Raw genomic sequence first — 19623 nt, 5'->3', positions numbered from 1 at the left:
CAGTGCCCCCGGGTGCCCCGCCGTCGCCCCGGCAACCACCGGGGCGACGGCCACCCGCGTCCGGTCAGCGCCCGACCACCGGCCCGAAGGCGTCCCGCACGTCAGCGTCCGAGGGCGTGACGGCCATCCCCGGCGGCAGCGAGCCGAAATATCCGAGGGTGCCCGGGCAGCTCTCGCCGCCGATCTGCACGGTGCGGTCGGTCACGAGCTTCCCGGTCCGCAGCGCGTAGGCCTTCACCCGGACCGCCAGTTTGTTGAAGGTGACACTGCCGATGTGGCCCTTGTGGTCCCGGTACTGGCAGGTCTCGACGGTGTCCCCCGCCTCCGTCTCGTCCGTGCACACCACCAGCGCGGCATCGGACGTGGCGGCCCGCCACTCCTGCGGCAGCTTGTCCGTGTACTCGGTGTCACCGACGAACACGGCACCGCTCCTGCCCTTGCGGTAGGCGGGGGCCGCCGAGTACTTCGCCGGGTTCCGGCAGTATCCGGAGTCCATGCTGTCCGCCTCGTCGAGCAGATTCCTGACCTGGATCAGTTCGATCGCCAGACTCGCCTTCCTGATCCCCTCGCGGGCGTCGTCCGCCCGGCCGTCCCCCGGATGCTCGTCGAGCAGCCGCTGGTAGCTGTCCCGCGCGTCCGCCCACTCCTCGTCGGTCATGAGGGCGTCACCGCACTCCACGAGCGCCCCGGGGATGATCCGGGCCGAGGTGGCGGAGGCGGGACCGGTCAGATCCTTCGGGCCGGTCCTCCGCTCCCGCAGCCAGTCCGCTATGCGTACGTTCCGGCAGCCGTCGTCGGTGGGCAGCCGCCCGAGGTAGCGCTTCAGGGTGGCCCCGACCGTCCGCTCGTTGCCGGGCTCGTCGAGCACCGCGCCGAGCCGGTCGAAAGCGGACGCCAGCATGTCCAGGTCGCCGGTCAGCCCGCCGCTCAGATAGCCCGCCGCCGTGTCCAGGCGCTCGCACGCCTCCACCACCGTGTCGCCCCGGGCGGCCACCGGCGCGGCGAGGAGCCGGTGCCGGAACCCCACCCCCTCCTGGGTGTCCACCGCCGCCCGGCAACTCCCGTCCGCGCGGGCGTCGGTGACGCGGTCCTCGATCCCGTACGCGTCGAACCGCACCCACCCGGCGGCCGCGAGCACCGGCACGGTGAGGGCGAGCGCGAGCACCCGCTGTCCGCGCCGTGGCCCCGCCGCCGGGTGCCGCCGCGCCAGCCACCAGCCGTGCGCGACGACCGCCGCCCACCACAGCACGACGAGCAGCTCGCACCACGCCTCGGCGGTCGTGTACGTCAGCCACAGCAGCGACGCCGTGCCCACCGCGGCGGCCCAGAACAGCGCCCGGCGCCCCAGGATCAGGTAACCCGCCCCGAGCAGCGAGGCGTTGGCGACGGCCACGGCGAGCGGATCGGGCTCGCGCGGCTCGGTCATCCTCCCAACTCCTCGTCGCTCTCCCCGCTGCGGGCCCGCACGTACGCCTCGGCGGCCGGCAGGTACAGCAGGACCACGCCCGGGACGGCGAGCAGCGCGGCGAACAGCAGCGTGGTGCCGCCGTACAGCGGGTCGTCGAGGGCGAACGGCGCGGCGACGACGAGGATCGCCGCGGTCAGACAGCTCACCGCGGTCCGGGCGGTCCGCCGGCCGCGGCCCGCCCGGACCGCGAACCAGAAGCAGACCGCCACCAGCAGCAGTACCAGGACGGCCGCCCCCTGCGGGCCGGCCGCCGTGGTCGCCGCGACCAGCGTCCCCAGCATCACCAGCACCACCGCCAGCGTCACGCTCCACGGCCGACGGATCGCCTCGGTCGTCATCGGATCACTTCCCTCACTTGCCTTCCTCGGACGTGTCCCTGCTCCGGACGGTGCGGGTGCCTTCTGAGGGCAGGGCGGGTGCCTGCTTCGGCGCAGGCGGAACGGGCGCGGGGTGGCGCGACCGCGACGGGCCCGCCGGCCGTGCCGCCCCGCACTCCCCCGGCCACCGATTCCACCGCGCCGCACCGTTGTTCAGCAGCCCGCACGCGGCACTGAACAATGCGGAACCCGTCGCGGCGCGGGCCGGAACCCGCGGACCTCGCGTGAAGACACCGTGAACTCCCCGTGCGCCGGCCCCCGGCGAACACCCCGGCGCTTGCCGCCCGCTCCCGCGGATCCCTACCGTGGGCGCCCGGACGGGGACCGAGAGCGACGGCGGCGGGGGCGGGGCACACATGGGCGGAAACGGCGTGGGACGCCGGGAGCGACGGCTCGACCCCGCGGCCGGACCGGTGCAGCGGTTCGCCGCCGAACTCCGTGCCCTGCGGGAGTCGGTGGGGCGCCCGACGTACCGGACGATGGCGGACAAGGTCCCGTTCTCGGTGACCGCCCTGTCGCAGGCGGCGGCCGGACGGCAGTTGCCCACCCTGGCGGTGACCCTCGCCTATGTCGAGGTCTGCGGCGGCGACCCGGGGGAGTGGGAGCGGCGCTGGCGGGCGGCGAGCGCGGAGGCCGCCGCACTCGCCACCGCCGACGAGGAGACGCGCCCGCCCTACCGGGGCCTGGCCCGCTACGAACCGGACGACGCCGCCCTGTTCTTCGGCCGCGACCGGCTGGTGGACCGCCTGGACGGACTGACCCGCCGGCACCGCTTCACCGCCGTCTTCGGCCCCTCGGGCAGCGGCAAGTCCTCCCTGCTGCGGGCCGGTCTGATCCCGCGCCTGCGCGCGCCCGCCGCGGAAGCCGGCGCCGACGCACCCGCCGCCCCGGCGGCCGTACGCGTCCTCACCCCGGGCGCCGCCCCGATGACCACCCACGCGGACCGCCTGGACCCCGTGCCGGACACGGACGCGGACACCTGGCTGATCGTCGACCAGTTCGAGGAGCTGTACACCCTCTGCGCCGACCCGGCCGAGCGGAACGCCTTCGTGGACCGGCTCCTCACCGCCACCGTCGCCGGAACCGCCACCGGAAGCGTCCCCGCCGCCGGCGGCCGGCTGCGCGTGGTGGTCGCCGTACGCGCCGACTTCCTGGGGCGCTGTGCGGAACACCCCGGCCTCACCGCCGCCTTGCAGGACGCGACCCTGCTCGCCGGTCCGATGAGCCGGGAGGAGCTGCGGGAGGCCGTCGTCCGGCCGGCCGTCGCGGCCTCACTGGTCGTCGAACGCGCCCTGACCGCACGGCTGCTCGACGAGGTCGAGGACGCTCCGGGCGGACTGCCGCTGATGTCGCACGCGTTGCTGGAGACCTGGCGGCACCGCACCGGCCGCACCCTGACCGTCACCGGCTACGAGGCGGCCGGGGGACTGCGCGGCGCCGTCGTCCGCACCGCCGAGGAGGTGTACGGCGAACTCACCGAGCCCCAGGCCGACCTGGCCCGCCGGATCCTGCTGCGGCTGGTCGCCCCGGGCGACGGCACCCCCGACACCCGGCGCCCCGCCGAGCACGCGGAACTCGACCTCGGCGACCCCGACGGCACCCGCGCCGTGCTGGACCGGCTGGTCGCCGCCCGGCTGCTCACCCTCGACGACGGCACCGTCGAACTCGCCCACGAGGCCCTCATCACGGCGTGGCCGCGGCTGCGCGGCTGGATCGACGCCGAACGCGACCGGCTCCGCGTCCACCGCGCGCTCTCCGCGGCCGCCCGCACCTGGCTGACTCTCGGCCGGGAGAACGCCGCGCTCTACGCGGGCTCGCGGCTGGCCGCCGCCCGCGAGGCCTTCGAGCGGGACCGCCGGAGCGGGGAACTCACGCCGGGAGAACTGACCCCGGTGGAGCGCGACTTCCTGGCCGCCTCGATCCACCGGCGGCGGCGCGCGGTGTGGCTCAGGCGCGGACTGTCTGCCGTCCTCGCCCTGCTGGTCCTGCTCGCCTCGGGCACCGCCGTCGTCGCGCTCAGGGCGCGGGCCACCGCCCAGGCCGAGCGGGACGACGCCGTCTTCGGCCGGATCACCGCGGAGGCCGACCGGCTGCGCGAGACCAACGCCGCCCTCTCGGCCCGGCTCGACGTCGCCGCGCTCGGCATGCGCACCACCCCCGAACTGCGCACCGCGCTCACCACGGACGCGGGCCGGGTGCTGTCCGCACGGCTGCCCGGACACGACGACATCGGCAGCGCCGTGGCCTTCGCCCCGGACGGCCGCACCCTTGCCAGCGGCGGCCACGACGGCACCGTACGGCTGTGGGACACGGCCGGATCCGGCAGACAGCTCGGGGAGCCGCTGCGGATCGCCGGAAGTCCGGTGGGCGCGGTGGCGTACGCGCCGGACGGCACCGTGCTGGTGGCGGCCGGGCACGAGGGCGGCATCCGGCTGTGGGACACCCGGGACCGCGCCCGGCCCCGGCCCCTGGGCGAGCCCCTGGTCAGCCACGCGGGCAAGTCCGTCACCTCCGTGGCCTTCGCCCCCGACGGCCACACCCTCGCCACCGCCGGTGACGACGGCACCCTTCGCCTGTGGGACCTGAGCGACCCGGCCCGGCCCACACCGATCGGCGCACCGGCCCGCGCCGACGCCCGCAGCGTCCGGGACGTCGCCTTCTCCCCGGACGGCCGCACCCTGGCCACCGCGGGGCACACCGGGACCGTACGGCTGTGGCGCCCGGACGGCGCCGACGGACCCGCCCCGCTCGGCGAGCCCCGGCACGCGCACGACGCGGCGGTCTGGTCGGTGGCGTTCTCCCCGGACGGCGACACCCTCGCCACCGCCGGCTACGACGACACGGTGCGCCTGTGGGAGGTGTCGGGCACGGGCGGGGCGGGCGCGGACCGGTCGGCCACCGGCGGGCCGGCCACCGGTGGCCTGCGCCCGCTGGGCGAACCGCTGACCGCGCACACCGCCGCCGTGTGGTCGGTGGAGTTCAGCCCGGACGGACACACCCTGGCCAGCGCCGCGCAGGACGACACCGTCATCCTGTGGAACGTGGCCGACCCCGCCTACCCGCACCGGATCGGCGAACCGCTGACCGGGCACACCGAGGGCCTGTGGGACCTGGCCTACGGCCCGGACGGCCGCACCCTCGCCACCACCGGCGCCGACCACGGCGTCCGCCTGTGGCACCTGCCGGACAGCGTCCTGACCGACTTCACCAACCCGCTCACGGCCGTGGCCTACGACCCCGGAGGGAGGCTGCTCGCCGCCGCCAGCACCGACGACGCCCTGGTCCGGCTCTGGGACGTAGGCCGGCCGGGGGCCCCGCGCCCGCTGCCGCGGCCCCTCGCCGGCCACGAGGCCCCCGTCCTGACCGCGGCCTTCGCGCCGGACGGCCGCACCGTCGCGTCCGGCGCCGAGGACGGCACCCTGCGGCTGTGGGACGTCTCCGACCCGGAACGGCCCGAGCCCGCGGCCACCGTCCCGGACGCCCACCCCGGCGGCGTCCTCACCGTTGCCTTCGCGCCGGACGGCCGCACCCTCGCCACCGGCGGCGTCGACGGGCGGGTCCGCCTGTGGGACGCGCGCGACCCCGACGACGTACGCCCCGTGGGCACGCCCCTGACCGGCCACACCGACTGGGTCGGCTCCGTGGCCTTCTCCCCGGACGGGCACACCCTCGCCACCGGCAGCCAGGACAAGACGGCCCGGCTGTGGGACGTGCACGACCGCGACCGGCCCCGGCCCGTCGGCCAGCCCATCACCGCCCACGGGGACTGGGTCAACGCGGTGGCCTTCGCGCCGAAGGGCCAGGTCCTCGCCACCGGCGGCCGGGACCGCACGGTACGGCTCTGGGACGTCACCGAACCCCGCCGGGCCCGCCCTCTGGGCGGCGAGCTGACCGGTCATCGCGGCGGCGTCACCTCCGTGGCCTTCTCCCCGGACGGCCGCACCCTCGCCAGCGGCGGTGAGGACCACGCGGTGCGGCTGTGGAACGTGGCCGACCCCACCCACGCCGAGGCCTTCGGCAACGCCCTCACCGGCCACCTGGACACCGTCACGTCGGTCGCCTTCGCGCCGGGCGGCGACACCCTGGCCTCGGCGGGCAACGACCTCACCGCCAGGATCTGGACGCTGGACACGCACCGGGCGCTCAGCCGGGTCTGCGACCGCACCGGCGGCGACCTCACCCCCGCCCGCTGGCGAGAACTCCTGCCCAGGCTGCCCTACCGGCCCACCTGCTGACCGCGCCGGCCGCCGCTCAGGGCGTGGGGGCCGCTCAGACGGTGTGGGCCGCTCACACCCGTTGGCTGCTGGGACTGTGTGGGCCGCTCACACCGCGTTGGTCACGGTCACCGTCACCTGCGCGCCGGGCACGGCCTCGGAGAGTGCGGCGGTCACCGCGTCGCGCACCGCGCGGGCGACGGTCAGGGCATGGTGGTCGCGGCGGACGACGATCTGCACGTCCACCTCCCACGGCTCCGACCCCGAGGCCCGGCTCACCCGCACGCCCCCGGGCGTCCGCCCCGCGGCGGCCGGCGGTGCGGTGCGGGCGGAGGAGCGGAACAGGTCCACGAGGCCCGGCCGCAGGAAGGCGACGCCGGGGACGCCGGAGGCGACCCGCGCGACGGTGCCGGCGAGTGCGTCACGGCCGGTGGCGGCGGCGGTCACGGCTGGTTCCCTTCGTCCGCGCCGGCCGGGTCCGGAGCCGCCCCGGCCTCTTCCGTCACGTCGGTGATGTGGACGTCCACGTGGTCCACCGGCAGTCCCAGGGCGTCGTCCGCCGCCCCGCGCACCCGCCGCCGGACCTCCTCCGCGAGGTCGCGCAGCCGCGGCGCGAGTGGTACGACGAGCTCCAGCCGCACGCTCACAGGGCCCCGTGAGGGGGATCCGCCGGACTCGGCGGGCCGGATCCGGCACGAGCCGGCCCGCACCCCCGGCACGGTCTCGGCGGCGGCCCGCAACGCGTCGGCGGCCATCGCCTCCCGCACCCACAGGTCCTCCTCGCGCTCCCCGAGCGGCAGCGGCCGGCCGGGCCGCGGCTCGAGCCGTACGACGTCCATGACCCGTTCGGTCAGCGCCCCGGCGTCCCACTCCGGCTCCCGGCCGCCGTCCACCTCGCGCACCGTGACGCCGAGCAGGTCCAGCTGCCGTACGGCCGCCGAGCAGTGCGGGCAGGTGCGCAGGTGCGGGTCCGGATCGTCCGCGCCGTCCTCCCAGGACTCCCACACCTCGGACAGCAGCCGCCCGCAGGCCAGCCGTTCGTCGTCGGCGCACTCGTCCGCACCGCCGGATCCGCCTCCGGTGGCGGACCCGGGCAGCTCCGCGCCGCTGTTCATGGTCATGCGGTCATCGCCTCCGTCAGGCAGCGTCGTGCACGGAACACCCGGCCGCGGGCAGCCTCCGGGCTGATCCCGACCGTCTCCGCGATCGTCTCGTACGACTGGCCCGCCAGCTCTCTGAGCACCCAGCACACCCGCTGCTCCGGGGAGAGCTCGGACAGCGGCCGGCCCAGCGCCCCGGGTTCGGGCACGCTGTCGAGGCCGGCCACGGGACGCCGCGAACGCAGCATGTTCAGGCACCGGTTGACGACGATGCGGTGCACCCAGGTGGCGAAGGCCGACCGCCCGCGGAACTCGGGGAGCCTGCGCCACGCGCTGACGAACGCGTCCTGCACCGCGTCCTCCGCCTCCGACGAGCTGCCCAGCATGCTCGCCGCGAGCCGCAGCAGCCCCGCCGCGTGCCGGCGCACGAGCACCTCGAAGGCGTCCTCGTCGCCCTCGGCGGCCCGCACCGCGAGCAGTCCGTCGTCACCCGGCACACGCGCTCCTCTCCACTCCACACCGTTCCCTTCGTCGGACACACCGACTGTCCCCGGCGTTACGCAAGCACACGGAGAAGAGAAAGTCCCGCAGCGGCGTAACGCCGGACGGCCATTCGTGTCCGACGCCCGGAGCAGCGAACGACCACGGCTGACGGAGGACACCATGACGACGGCACCGCAGACGGCCACGATCGGACCAAGTCCGAGAAGAAGAACGGAACCACGGGCACGGCCGGTGCTGTGCCTCGCCTGGTTCCCGGCCCAGTTCCGTGCCGGCGGCCGACGGCGTCCGTCGCCCACGTGAGCCGGACAGAACCTGTCCGCCATCCCCGCTACCGTGCCCCGCATGACGACCAAGGCAGGAACGACCGCCCCCGTCCTGGGCACCCGGGCCCTCAACCGCGCCACCCTGGCCCGGCAGTTGCTGCTGCGCCGCGCGGCGATGTCCGCCGAGGCCGCCGTCGCGCACCTCGTCGGGCTCCAGGCCCAGAACGTGAAGCCCCCGTACTACGCGCTCGCCGCCCGCCTCGACGGCTTCACACCCGAGGACCTGTCCGCGCCGATGGCCGACCGCCGCGTCGCCCGGCTCGTCACCATGCGCTCGACCATCCACACCCACACCGCCGACGACTGCCTCACCCTGCGGCCACTGGTGCAGGCCGCCAGGGACCGGGAGTTGAACACCTTCCGCAAAGGGCTGACCGGCGTCGACCTGGACCGGCTCGCAGTCCTCGCCCGTGAACTGGTCGAGGCCGAGCCGCGCACCATGGGGCAGCTGCGCGAGGCCCTCCTCGCCCAGTGGCCCGACGCCGACCCGCAGGCCCTGTCCGTCGCCGCCCGCTGCCTGCTCCCGCTCGTGCAGGTCACGCCGCGCGGACTGTGGGGGCAGAGCGGCCAGGTCACGCTCACCACCGCCGAGCACTGGCTCGGGCGCCCCGCGCGGCCGGCGCCGGCACCGGAGGACACCGTGCTGCGCTACCTCGCCGCGTTCGGGCCCGCTTCGGTGAAGGACATGCAGACCTGGGCGGGCCTGACCCGGCTCCGGGACGCCTTCGAACGGCTCCGCCCCCGCCTCGTCGTCTTCCGGGACGCGAACGGCACCGAACTCTTCGACCTCCCCGACGCGCCGCGCCCCGACCCGGACACCCCGGCCCCGCCGCGCTTCCTGCCCGAGTTCGACAACCTGCTCCTCTCCCACGCCGACCGCACCCGTCTCGTCCCGCCCGAACACAAGGGCCGCACCTGGCGGAAGAACCAGGCCTACCGCGTCCTCCTCGTCGACGGCTTCGTGGCCGGACTGTGGAAGCTCGAGGACGACGCCCTCGTCGTCGAGCCCTTCGACCGGCTCCCGGCGAAGCAGCGGGACGAGGTCGTGGCCGAGGGCGGGCGGATGCTCGCGACGATGCACGCCGAAGCCGCGTACGACATCCGCTTCGGGACCGTACGCGACTGACGCGCGGGCGCCACGCGGCCGACATGGAGAGGGAGCGTTGCGGGCCGCTCGTGGAGGCCCGCAACGCCCCCTGGTCTTGCACCTGAGGGGTACTCAGGAGATCGGCGAACCTGCCAGGGCGCCCCCGACAAGCAGGGGTCCGCCGCTCTCGCCCTGGCAGGTGTCCACGCCGCCGGCGATGGCCGTGGCGGCGGTCGGTCTGGAACGGGTGAGGCCGGACATCAGTCTCCTCGAGCGGTCGCCGGTGGGGGGGTCGCCCGGGCGTGGGGGGTGCACGGGGGTCTCGGGACAGACCCCCGTATGCCCGGGCGAGCGGCACGGGTTCACGCTAGGACCGGCGGTCCGGACCGCCCAATGAGGGAACCCCCTAAGGGCGGCGGGCAGGGAAAACCCTCGGTTCACCCCCGGTAAACCCGACCGTCGCGGGCCGGCCGTCGTCAGCCGCCGTCGTCAGCCGGCCGTCCCGGGCCGGGCGTGCTCGGCCGGGGCGTCGGCCCGCCGTGCTCAGTCGGGGCGCCGGCCCGCCGCCAGTCGGACGATGTCGACCCGGGACCGGATCCCGAGTTTGCGGTAGACCCGGGTCAGCGTCGCCTCGACGGTCTTGACGCTGACGAACAGCCGCGCGGCGATCTCCCGGTTGGTCGCGCCCTCCATGACGAGCGCCGCCACCTGCCGTTCCATCGAGGCGAGCCCCGCCAGACCGTCCGGTTCGGCGGCCGGCACCGGGGGCGGTCCGGCCGCCCGCGCCGCGACGGCCGCCTCCACCCGCCGCAGCCAGGGCAGCGCCCGGCACCGCCGGAACAGCCGCGCCGCCTCGTCGTACGGCGCCGACTCCGGTGCCCGCCCCGGCCGTTCGGCGTGCAATTCGGCCAGTGCGAACACCGCACGGGCCTCCTCCAGGCCGAACCCCAGCCCGGCGAGCCGCTCCCGCGCCGACGTCAGCCGGGCGACGGCCGCCCGGTGTTCGCCCCGCGCCGCCCGCACCAGGGCCTCGGCCCGGTCGAGGACGGCGAGCACGCTCCCGCGCCCGAGCCGCAGCGCGTGCGTCCGGGTGACCTCGATGACGTCCATCGCCTCGGCCGGCTGCCCGGTGCGCACCAGCGCCTCCGCGAGGTCGCCCTGCCAGCGGCCGCGCGCCGGGTCGGTGATGCCCGCCCCGGCCTCCAGCTCCCGCACCCGGCGCAGCGTCCGTACGGCCGCCGCCGCGTCGCCCGCCACCAGGTGCGCGTGACCGAGCGCGGCCAGCGCCCGCGACAGGTACACGGCGTCGCCGTCCTCCTCCGTCCGCCGCACCGCCTCCCGCGCCAGCTCCAGCGCCCGGTCCGGGTCGCCGCCCGCGGCCTCGGCGAGCGCGGCCTGCATCACGCCCGCGCCCTCCCCGATGCCCGCGTCGCGCGCCAGGGTCAGGCTCTCCCGGGACAGTTCCAGGGCCCGGCCGCAGTGGCCCGAATGCAGTTCGGTCTCCGCGAGGAAACGCAGGTAGTGGACCTCGCTCTCGGCCATGCCGCGCCGGCGCACCTCGCGCAGCAGCGCGGTGACGGTGGTCCGCGCCTCGGCCAGCCGGTCGTTGATCACCAGCCACCGGAACCGGGAGGAGCCAGCCCCGTTGTGATGGCACGCCACCCGCGGGTCCTGCGGTTCCTGAAGCGCCCGCTGGATGGTCGTCGCGGCGTCCGGATGGCCCATCAGCGTCTCCGACTGGGCCTGGAACGCGAGCGCCAGCAGTTCGGTGCGCCGGTCCCCGGCCCGCGCCGCCAGCCGGGCCGCGTGCGCGGCGTCCTCCCGGCCCTTGGCGAAATCGCCCTGCACCACCAGGGAGCGCCAGGCCAGCTGGTAGTGGACCAGGGCGAGCAGCCTCGGGTCGTCGCCCGCGTCGGCCAGCGCCTGCGGGAAGACGGCGTCGACCTCGCCGATGGCCTGCCCGGCCGCCTCGATCACCACCATCCACGCCCGTACCCGCTCGCCGGGCGCGGTGGCCCGGGTCAGCACCTCGCGGGCGATGTCCCGGGCGAGGTCCGGCTCACCCGCGGTGATGGCGTCCTCGGCCGCCGTGAGCCTGCGCTCGTCCGGGCCCGGCACGCTGTCCGCCGGGGTGTGGCGGGCGGCGAGCAGTCCCAGCGAGGCGGCCACCGACGGCGCCCCGCGGTCCCGGGCCAGCGCGGCCCCCTCCGCCAGCCGGGCCGCCACCTCGGGGTCGGTACCGGTGGTGGCCAGCGCCAGGTGCCGGGCGCGTTCGATCGGGTCGGAGGCGGCCGTGGACAGCGCCGCGTGCGCGGCCCGCCGTTCCGGCGCCGGGGCCTCGGCGTACAGCGCGGCCGAGATCAGCGGATGCGCGAACCGCACGGTCGGACCCTCCGGGTCGGGCACCAGCAGCCCCAGGGCCGCCGCCTGCGCGGTCTCCGCCTCGGCGTTCCCCCGCCCGGCCGCGTGCAGCAGGGCCGGGGTGGGACGGGCGCCGGCGCTGGCCACCAGGAGCGTGCGGCGCGCCTCGTCCGACAGCATCTCCAGGCGGGACAGGACCAGGGCGCGCAGCGAGGTCGGCACCGGTAGCGGCTCTCCCGGGCGCGGTGGGGCGGGGCTCTCGGCCAGGGCCCGGCCCAGTTCCAGGGCGAAGAGCGGATTGCCGCCGCTGGTGCGGTGGATGTCGCGGACCGTGGAACGGTGCAGGCCCGAGTAGCCGCGTCCGTCCAGCAGCGCCGACACCTGGGCGCGGGTCAGCGGCCCCAGGCGCACCGCGCGGGTGTCCGGCGGGGAGGCGCGCAGATGGCGGTCGTACTCGGCGTCCTGTGTCTCGGGACCCTCGGTGCGCACCGCGCACAGCAGCCGCACCGGGGTGTCGCCCAGGCGGCGGGCGGCGAAGCCGAGGAGTTCCGCGCTGGCCGGATCCAGCCACTGGAGGTCGTCGGCGACGACGAGGACGGGCCCCGCGACGGCCAGGGCGCGCAGCGCGGACAGTACCGCCAGGCGCAGCGCGAGACCGTCGCGCTGGAGGGTGGACTCGCCGCGGCCGGTGAGCGCCGACTCCAGCGCGGTGCGCTGGGCGGCGGGCAGGGCGTGGGAGACCTCGTCGAGGACCGGGCCGAGGAGGTCGGCGAGGGCGAGGAAGGGGAGATGGGATTCGGACTCGGTGGCCGAGCAGCGCAACACGGTGTGCGCCGTGCGGGCATATTCCGCGGCCAGGGTGCGCAGGACCGTCGACTTTCCAATTCCGGCGGGCCCGTGCAGCAACACGCTGCCGCCCCGGGAGAGTTGCTCACGCGCCGCGCCGAACGAGTCCTCCCGCCCGATGACCAGGTCGGAGCGGCATCCGGCAGCCTCCGCGAAGTCCCGTGGCACGGTGACCGCTCCCCTCCGTGTGTCGTGTCCGGGCCAATATTAGGCAACGGGGCATTGCATTACGGAGGGACGGCGAGGTGAGCCGAACAACAAACACCGGCACCCCGAAAACAAACCCCACCGAGAAATCCCCACCACCCCGCGCCGCGTCCGCTCCGGTCGGGCTCGTGCCGCGTCCGCTCCGTGAGGGGTGCCGCGCTCCGCCCGTGTTCTACGGCAGCCACCCCGTCCGGCGGGCGGCCGCGACGGCCTCCGTGCGGGTGCGGGCACTCAGCTTGCGCATGGCCGAGCGGAGGTAGCTCTTGACGGTCTCCGGGCGCAGGCCGAGCCGCTCGGCCGCCGCCGCGTTCGTCGCGCCGGCAGCCACACAGGCCAGCACGTCCACCTCGCGCGGAGCCAGCCGGGGCCCCGGGGCGGGGCCGGTCCCCACCGCCAGCAGACCGCACGCGTGCAGCAGCTCGTCCCGCAGCGCCGGGTCGGTGATCCTCGGCGCCAGTGCCCGCAGCGCCGCGTGCGCCTCCCGCACCTGCTCCCAGGCCGCGCCGCCCGCCGGATCGCGCCCGGGCGCCCGCGCGGACGGGGGCGAGGCCGCCGCCAGCAGCTCGTCCGCCTCGTCCCGCAGCACCAGCGCCTGCTCGGCGTCCCGCGCCGCCGCGACGGCCGCGCTCAGCGTGCGGTCGCCCAGCGGCTGGGCCGTGCGCAGGGCGCCGTACAGCACGCCGCGCACCCGGCGCCGTACGACCACCGGCACCGCCAGCACCGAGCGCAGGCCCTCGGCGGCGACGGGCAGGTCGTACTCGTGGCTGATCTGCCGGGAGACGGAGTAGTCCGTCACGGCGCACGGCCGCGACAGCGCGACCGCCCTGCCCCCGAGCCCGTTGCCGGCCGTCACCGCCAGCGCGCTGAGCGCGGTCGTGGCCGTGCCGCTCAGTTCGCTGATGCGCACATGGCGCTGCCCGGACTCGACGAGACCGCCGAAGGCGACGGGCAGCCCGGTCGTACGCCGCAGCCGCACCAGCGCGCTGCGGATCTGAGCCGCCTGAGCCGCGTCCACCGCCACCCGTTCCGTCCTCCCTCGCGACCGCCGTCCTGGGACGCACACCCCCGTTCGGGGGTAGTGAGACCCACATCACGGATTAGACGATGGCACAGAGCCGCCCGGCAAGGTCCGGCACCGAGGAGGACAGATGACGACGGCCACGGAGCAGTTCCGCAGCGCACGGGACTTCCTGCTGGAACACCGCGAGGACTACACCGCCGCCTACGAGGGGTTCCGGTGGCCCCGCCCCGAGAACTTCAACTGGGCGCTGGACTGGTTCGACGTCATCGCCGACGGCAACGATCGCACCGCCCTGCACATCGTCGAGGAGGACGGCCGCGAGGTCCGGGTCTCCTTCGCCGAGATGTCCGCCCGCTCCGACCGCGTGGCGAACCGCCTGCGCGAGTGGGGCGTCGGCCCGGAGGACCGCATCCTCGTGATGCTGGGCAACCAGGCCGAGCTGTGGGAGACCGCGCTGGCCGCGATGAAGCTGCGCGCCGTCGTCATCCCGGCCACCACGCTGCTCGGCCCCGCCGACCTGCGCGACCGCGTCGACCGCGGCCGGGTCAAGCACGTCATCGTGCGGGCCGAGGACACCGGCAAGTTCGACGACGTGCCCGGCGACTACACGCGCGTCGCCGTCGGCGGCGGCACGACGGCACCCGGCTGGCGGCCCTACGAGGACGTGTACGCGGCCTCCGACGCCTTCACCCCGGACGGCCCCACCGCCGCCGACGACCCGCTGATGCTGTACTTCACCTCCGGCACCACCGCCCGCCCCAAACTGGTCGAGCACACCCACGTGTCCTACCCCGTCGGCCACCTGGCGACCATGTACTGGATCGGGCTCGAGCCCGGCGACGTGCACCTCAACATCTCCTCGCCCGGCTGGGCCAAGCACGCCTGGTCGAACCTGTTCGCGCCGTGGAACGCCGAGGCGACCGTCTTCCTGTACAACTACACCCGGTTCGACGCGAGCCGGCTGATGGCCGAGATGGACCGGGCCGGGGTGACCACCTTCTGCGCCCCGCCGACCGTGTGGCGCATGCTCATCCAGGCCGACCTGACCCGGCTCGCCGCCCCGCCGCGCGAGGTCGTCGCCGCCGGTGAGCCGCTCAACCCCGAGGTGATCGAGCAGGTCCGCCGCCTGTGGGGGAGGACCATCAGGGACGGCTTCGGGCAGACCGAGACCGCCGTCCAGGTCTCCAACAGCCCCGGCCAGGTGCTGAAGACCGGCTCGATGGGCCGCCCCAGCCCCGGCTACCGCGTCGAACTCCTCGACCCGGTCACCGGCGCGCCCGGCGCCGACGAGGGCGAGATCGCCCTGGACCTGTCCGAGCGTCCCGTCGGCCTGATGACCGGCTACCACGGCGACCCGGAACGCACCGCCGAGGCGATGGCCGGCGGCTACTACCGCACCGGCGACATCGGCGCGCGGGACGAGGACGGCTACCTGACCTACGTGGGCCGGGCCGACGACGTGTTCAAGGCCTCGGACTACAAGATCAGCCCCTTCGAGCTGGAGAGCGCGCTGCTGGAGCACGAGGCGGTCGCCGAGGCGGCGGTCGTGCCGGCCCCGGACGAGCTGCGCCTGGCGGTACCGAAGGCGTACATCGTGCTCGCGGCCGGGTGGGAGCCCGGACCCGACACCGCGAAGGTGCTCTTCGAGCACTCCCGCGACACGCTCGCCCCCTACAAGCGGGTGCGCCGCCTGGAGTTCGGCGAGCTGCCCAAGACCGTCTCCGGCAAGATCCGCCGCATCGAGCTGCGCGAGGCCACGGCGGCCGGTTCCGCGAACGAGTACCGCGAGGAGGACTTCCGGTGACCGCACCCACCCCCCAGCCGTCGTATGCCCACGGAACCAGCACCACCCCGCTCCTCGGCGACACCATCGGCGCCAACCTCGGCCGCGCGATCGCCGCCCACCCGGACCGTGAGGCCCTCGTCGACGTCCCGTCCGGCCGGCGCTGGACCTACGCCGAGTTCGGCGCCGCCGTCGACGAGGTGGCGCGGGGGCTGCTCGCCAAGGGCGTCACCAAGGGCGACCGGGTCGGCATCTGGGCTCTCAACTGCCCCGAGTGGGTCCTCGTCCAGTACGCCACCGCCCGCATCGGCGTCATCATGGTGAACGTCAACCCGGCCTACCGCGCCCACGAGTTGGAGTACGTGCTCAAGCAGTCCGGCATCACCCTGCTGGTCGCCTCCCTCGCCCACAAGAGCAGCGACTACCGGGCGATCGTGGAACAGGTCCGGGGCCGGTGCCCCGCGCTGCGCGAGACCGTCTACATCGGCGACCCGTCCTGGGACGCGTTCACCGCGGGCGCCGCGTCGGTGCCGCAGGAGCGGGTGGACGCGCTCGCCGCCGAGGTGAGCTGCGACGACCCGGTCAACATCCAGTACACCTCCGGCACGACGGGCTTCCCGAAGGGCGCCACCCTCTCCCACCACAACATCCTCAACAACGGCTACTGGGTGGGCCGCACGGTCGGCTACACGGAGCAGGACCGGGTGTGCCTGCCGGTGCCCTTTTATCACTGTTTCGGCATGGTGATGGGGAATCTGGGCGCCACCTCCCACGCCGCCTGCATCGTCATCCCCGCCCCGTCCTTCGAGCCGGTGGCCACGCTGGAGGCGGTGCAACGGGAGCGGTGCACGTCCCTGTACGGCGTCCCGACCATGTTCATCGCCGAGCTGAACCTCCACGACTTCGCCTCCTACGACCTCACCTCCCTGCGCACCGGCATCATGGCGGGCTCGCCCTGCCCGGTGGAGGTGATGAAGCGGGTGGTCGCCGAGATGCACATGGAGCAGGTCTCCATCTGCTACGGCATGACCGAGACCTCCCCGGTCTCCCTGCAGACCCGCATGGACGACGACCTCGAACACCGCACCGGCACCGTCGGCCGCGTCCTGCCCCACATCGAGGTGAAGGTCGTCGACCCGGTCACCGGAGTGACCCTGCCGCGCGGCGACGCGGGCGAACTGCGCACCCGGGGCTACAGCGTGATGCTCGGCTACTGGGAGGAGCCCGAGAAGACCGCCGAGGCCATCGACGCGGGCCGCTGGATGCACACCGGTGACCTCGCGGTGATGCGCGAGGACGGGTACGTGGAGATCGTCGGCCGGATCAAGGACATGATCATCCGAGGCGGCGAGAACGTCTACCCGCGCGAGGTCGAGGAGTTCCTGTACGCCCACCCGAAGATCGCGGACGTCCAGGTCGTCGGCGTACCGCACGAGCGCTACGGCGAGGAGGTGCTGGCCTGCGTCGTCCCGCGCGACGCCGCCGACCCGCTCACGCTGGAGGAACTGCGCGCCTACTGCGACGGGCAGCTCGCCCACTACAAGGTGCCCAGCCGCCTCCAGCTCCTCGACTCCTTCCCGATGACCGTCTCGGGGAAGGTGCGCAAGGTGGAGCTGCGGGAGCGGTACGGCCGCGCGTAACCCCCCGACGATTCAGCCGGCCGTGGCGTCCAGCGCCACGGCCGGCGCGTTCGCCGGGCGCGGCACGCCCGACGGGTCGAGCACGAACAGCGGGACGTCCAGGAGGTCGGCGCGGGCGCGGGCGTCCTCGGCGTACCCGGCGAGCGAGAAGTAGACGCCCCGCGCGGACTCCGCCATGGCTGTCAGCCACAGGCACTCCACGTCCCGCACCGAGGCCGGGCCCGCCGTCGGATCCACCTGGACGACGATGCCGGGCGCGGCCAGCCCGATGCCGCTCAGGGGCCGCTGGTCGGCGCGGCGCACGTCCCGGTGACCCAGCCCGCGCAGATACAGGACGGCGGCGGTGACCGCGTCGCGGGCGGTGCGGATCGGGACGGCCCGGTGCGCCGGGACCCGAGAACCGGGGACGCGCCCGGCGCGGCCCGTCGCCGCGCGGTCCACCGGCACGCACAGCACCGTCCCGCACGGACAGCCCAGCTCCGGCCGCGGCCACCGGCTCTCGGCACCGCAGGCCGCGCAGCGCACCCCGATCCACTCCTCGTCCCACGCCCGGTGGGTGACCGCGGTCGCGGCCCCGCGCGGGTCCAGCTCAGGGGCGACGGGAGCCCCGCAGGCACAGGGATACGACGGTGCCGTGTAGCGGTGCCGACGCCCGCAGGCGGTGCAGCACACCGAGATGGTCTCGGACATGCCCCCCATCGTCCTCTCTTGACGGCCCTCGGCTGCCCACTTACATTACTTCCAGATCGTAGAAAACAAATTTCGCTATACGGAAGTTGCTACGGAAGAAGCTCACCGCGGGGCGCGACGGGAGTGCGAATCCGACAGCCGGATCAGGAGTACTCGATGGCTCGTATGACCGCTGCCCGAGCGGCAGTTGAGATCCTCAAGCGCGAGGGCGTCACCGACGCGTTCGGTGTGCCCGGTGCGGCGATCAATCCCTTCTACGCGGCGCTCAAGGCGTCCGGCGGCGTCCAGCACACCCTCGCCCGCCACGTCGAGGGTGCCTCGCACATGGCCGAGGGCTACACCCGCACCCGCCCCGGCAACATCGGCGTCTGCATCGGTACCTCGGGTCCGGCCGGCACCGACATGATCACCGGTCTCTACTCGGCGACCGGCGACTCGATCCCGATCCTGTGCATCACCGGTCAGGCACCGACCGCCGTGATCCACAAGGAGGACTTCCAGGCCGTCGACATCGCCTCGATCGCCAAGCCGGTCACGAAGATGGCCGTCACCGTCCTGGAGGCCGCGCAGGTCCCCGGCGTCTTCCAGCAGGCCTTCCACCTGATGCGCTCCGGCCGTCCCGGCCCGGTCCTGATCGACCTGCCGATCGACGTCCAGACGACCGAGATCGAGTTCGACCCGGAGACCTACGAGCCGCTCCCGGTCTACCGGCCCGTCGCCACCCGCGCCCAGGTCGAGAAGGCGATCGGCCTGCTCACCGCCGCCGAGCGCCCGCTGATCGTGGCCGGCGGCGGTGTCATCAACGCCGACGCCGCCGACCTGCTGGTGGAGTTCGCCGAGCTGACCGGCACCCCGGTCGTGCCGACCCTGATGGGCTGGGGCCTGCTGCCCGACGACCACGAGCTGAACGCCGGCATGGTCGGCCTGCAGACCTCGCACCGCTACGGCAACGCGACCTTCCTGGAGTCCGACTTCGTCCTCGGCATCGGCAACCGCTGGGCCAACCGCCACACCGGCAAGCTGGACGTCTACACGGCCGGGCGCAAGTTCGTCCACGTCGACGTCGAGCCGACCCAGATCGGCAAGATCTTCGCCCCGGACTACGGCATCGCCTCCGACGCCAAGGCCGCCCTGGAGCTGTTCGTCGAGGTCGCCAAGGAGCTGAAGGCGGCCGGCAAGCTGCCCGACCGCTCCGCGTGGGCCGCCTCCGCGCAGGAGCGGAAGGCCACCCTCCAGCGCCGTACGCACTTCGACGACATCCCGATCAAGCCGCAGCGCGTCTACGAGGAGATGAACAAGGCCTTCGGCCCGGAGACCCGGTACGTCTCCACCATCGGCCTCTCCCAGATCGCCGGCGCCCAGATGCTGCACGTCTACCGCCCGCGGCACTGGATCAACTGCGGCCAGGCCGGCCCGCTCGGCTGGACCGTCCCGGCCGCCCTCGGCGTCGCGAAGGCCGACCCCGACGCGCAGGTCGTGGCGCTCTCCGGCGACTACGACTTCCAGTTCATGCTGGAGGAACTGGCCGTCGGCGCGCAGCACAAGATCCCGTACGTGCACGTCCTGGTGAACAACTCCTACCTGGGCCTGATCCGCCAGGCGCAGCGGGCGTTCGACATCGACTTCCAGGTCAACCTGGAGTTCGAGAACATCAACTCGCCCGAGCTGGGCGTCTACGGCGTCGACCACGTCAAGGTCGCCGAGGGCCTGGGCTGCAAGGCGATCCGCGTGACCGACCCGAACGAACTGGGCGCGGCCCTGGAGCAGGCCAAGAAGCTGGCCGCCGAGCACCGGGTGCCGGTCGTCGTCGAGGCGATCCTGGAGCGCGTCACCAACATCTCCATGTCGGGGACGAACGACATCTCCAACGTCGTCGAGTTCGAGGAGGTGGCCACGGAGCCGGGGCACGCCCCGACCGCGGTCAGGACGCTGAAGGTCTGACGGACCCGGCGCCGAGCGCCGAGAGCGGCCCGTTCCTCCGGGGGGACGGGCCGCTCTCACG

The 19623-nt window shown here is 74.7% G+C and carries 13 protein-coding genes; 5 read left to right on the top strand and 8 right to left on the bottom strand.

Features of this window, described 5'->3' with window-relative positions; translation table 11 throughout:
• Positions 1 to 64: 64 nt before the first annotated feature.
• Both ABS735_RS25995 and ABS735_RS25990 read right to left on the bottom strand, forming a co-directional pair.
• Positions 65 to 1426, bottom strand: coding sequence for a hypothetical protein (locus ABS735_RS25995; protein ID WP_373903847.1), 1362 nt, complete (start codon positions 1424 to 1426; stop codon positions 65 to 67).
• Positions 1423 to 1806 carry a hypothetical protein gene (locus tag ABS735_RS25990; RefSeq protein ID WP_373903848.1) on the bottom strand — a complete coding sequence of 128 codons (384 nt, stop codon included), beginning with the start codon at positions 1804 to 1806 and terminating at the stop codon, positions 1423 to 1425. The genes ABS735_RS25995 and ABS735_RS25990 overlap by 4 nt, the downstream gene beginning before the upstream one ends.
• A gap of 410 nt (positions 1807 to 2216) precedes the next feature.
• Here ABS735_RS25990 and ABS735_RS25985 point away from each other — a divergent pair, with 410 nt between their 5' ends.
• Positions 2217 to 6080: an nSTAND1 domain-containing NTPase gene (locus ABS735_RS25985; RefSeq protein WP_373903849.1), complete on the top strand. Its 3864-nt coding sequence runs from the start codon at positions 2217 to 2219 to the stop codon at positions 6078 to 6080.
• An 87-nt stretch (positions 6081 to 6167) separates the two neighbouring features.
• On the opposite strand, the gene ABS735_RS25980 is transcribed toward ABS735_RS25985, so the two are convergent.
• Genes ABS735_RS25980 through ABS735_RS25970 form a run of 3 tightly spaced genes read right to left on the bottom strand, consistent with a single transcriptional unit; the run spans position 6168 to position 7656 of the window.
• Positions 6168 to 6506, bottom strand: coding sequence for an Asp23/Gls24 family envelope stress response protein (locus tag ABS735_RS25980; protein WP_373903850.1), 339 nt, complete (start codon positions 6504 to 6506; stop codon positions 6168 to 6170).
• Complete coding sequence (locus ABS735_RS25975; protein ID WP_373903851.1) at positions 6503 to 7180, bottom strand: Asp23/Gls24 family envelope stress response protein; 678 nt, start codon at positions 7178 to 7180, stop codon at positions 6503 to 6505. Before ABS735_RS25975 ends, ABS735_RS25980 begins: the two co-directional genes overlap by 4 nt.
• Positions 7177 to 7656 carry an RNA polymerase sigma factor gene (locus ABS735_RS25970; RefSeq protein ID WP_373903852.1) on the bottom strand — a complete coding sequence of 160 codons (480 nt, stop codon included), beginning with the start codon at positions 7654 to 7656 and terminating at the stop codon, positions 7177 to 7179. Before ABS735_RS25970 ends, ABS735_RS25975 begins: the two co-directional genes overlap by 4 nt.
• A 349-nt stretch (positions 7657 to 8005) precedes the next feature.
• Between ABS735_RS25970 and ABS735_RS25965 the strand changes: the two genes are divergently transcribed.
• Positions 8006 to 9112 carry a winged helix DNA-binding domain-containing protein gene (locus tag ABS735_RS25965; RefSeq protein WP_373903853.1) on the top strand — a complete coding sequence of 369 codons (1107 nt, stop codon included), beginning with the start codon at positions 8006 to 8008 and terminating at the stop codon, positions 9110 to 9112.
• 504 nt (positions 9113 to 9616) lie between these two features.
• Here the strand turns inward: ABS735_RS25965 and ABS735_RS25960 are convergent.
• Positions 9617 to 12448, bottom strand: coding sequence for an ATP-binding protein (locus ABS735_RS25960; RefSeq protein WP_373903854.1), 2832 nt, complete (start codon positions 12446 to 12448; stop codon positions 9617 to 9619).
• A gap of 211 nt (positions 12449 to 12659) precedes the next feature.
• Complete coding sequence (locus tag ABS735_RS25955; RefSeq protein ID WP_373903855.1) at positions 12660 to 13508, bottom strand: helix-turn-helix transcriptional regulator; 849 nt, start codon at positions 13506 to 13508, stop codon at positions 12660 to 12662.
• 127 nt (positions 13509 to 13635) lie between these two features.
• Here ABS735_RS25955 and ibuL point away from each other — a divergent pair, with 127 nt between their 5' ends.
• Together ibuL and lbuL are read left to right on the top strand one after the other, a co-directional pair.
• Entirely contained in the window at positions 13636 to 15312 is a 1677-nt protein-coding gene (gene ibuL, locus ABS735_RS25950) for an isobutyrate:CoA ligase IbuL (RefSeq protein ID WP_373903856.1), read from the top strand.
• On the top strand, positions 15309 to 16931 hold the full coding sequence (lbuL, locus tag ABS735_RS25945; protein WP_373903857.1) for a linear/branched/unsaturated fatty acid:CoA ligase LbuL: 1623 nt from the start codon (positions 15309 to 15311) through the stop codon (positions 16929 to 16931). The genes ibuL and lbuL overlap by 4 nt, the downstream gene beginning before the upstream one ends.
• Before the next feature lie 12 nt (positions 16932 to 16943).
• Here lbuL and ABS735_RS25940 read toward each other — a convergent pair whose 3' ends face one another.
• Complete coding sequence (locus tag ABS735_RS25940) at positions 16944 to 17630, bottom strand: hypothetical protein (RefSeq protein WP_373903858.1); 687 nt, start codon at positions 17628 to 17630, stop codon at positions 16944 to 16946.
• Between the two features lie 147 nt (positions 17631 to 17777).
• On the opposite strand from ABS735_RS25940, the gene gcl reads away from it, so the two are divergent.
• On the top strand, positions 17778 to 19562 hold the full coding sequence (gene gcl, locus ABS735_RS25935) for a glyoxylate carboligase (protein WP_373903859.1): 1785 nt from the start codon (positions 17778 to 17780) through the stop codon (positions 19560 to 19562).
• The last annotated feature ends 61 nt before the right edge of the window (positions 19563 to 19623 follow it).

The sequence above is a fragment of the Streptomyces sp. MMCC 100 genome (genome assembly GCF_041538145.2).
GTDB lineage: Bacteria > Actinomycetota > Actinomycetes > Streptomycetales > Streptomycetaceae > Streptomyces.
Note: the sequence above shows the minus strand (reverse complement) of the source record. Positions and strands in the feature narration are given on the sequence as shown.